This window comes from Enterobacter sp. ZOR0014, from assembly GCF_000798855.1.
In the GTDB taxonomy this organism is placed as follows: Bacteria; Pseudomonadota; Gammaproteobacteria; order Enterobacterales; family Enterobacteriaceae; genus Enterobacter; species Enterobacter kobei.
Window position 1 is genome coordinate 1 of the sequence record NZ_JTLF01000339.1, and the last position, 416, is coordinate 416.

The 416-nt window shown below is 34.1% G+C and carries 1 protein-coding gene; it reads left to right on the forward strand.

All coding sequences use genetic code 11. The features are described 5' to 3' along the window. Positions 1-30: 30 nt before the first annotated feature. On the forward strand, positions 31-416 hold a 386-nt coding region (locus L977_RS24080), incomplete at its 3' end, for an AAA family ATPase (RefSeq protein ID WP_047626654.1).

A 416-nucleotide genomic window follows, 5' to 3' on the forward strand; every position in this document is an offset into this window, starting at 1 on the left:
GAACATAAACCAAAAGGGGAGAATTAAAAAGTGACCAATATATTTGAAAAAGTACAGACAGCCAAGCACTTAAAAGAGCGTGAAGACTTAATAAATTTAAAAGATGACTGGCTTATTGATACGTTAATGCCAAGTTCACAAGCTGGAATACTTGTAGCTCCATTTAAGTCATTTAAAAGCTCTCTAGCAATGCACATGGCTTTAATGGTATCGCAAGGGTTACCTTTTTTTGGTTATGATACAAAGCGAAGCAAGACACTATACATAGACAATGAAGATACTGACAGAGAGTTAAACAAAAGGCTTAGAAATAAAGATAATGCACCAGAAGACTTACATTTTTTGACAGGTGGAGAGTTTATGCTTGATGATTCGCACCACATGAACTTATTATATGAATACATTAAAGAATGTTC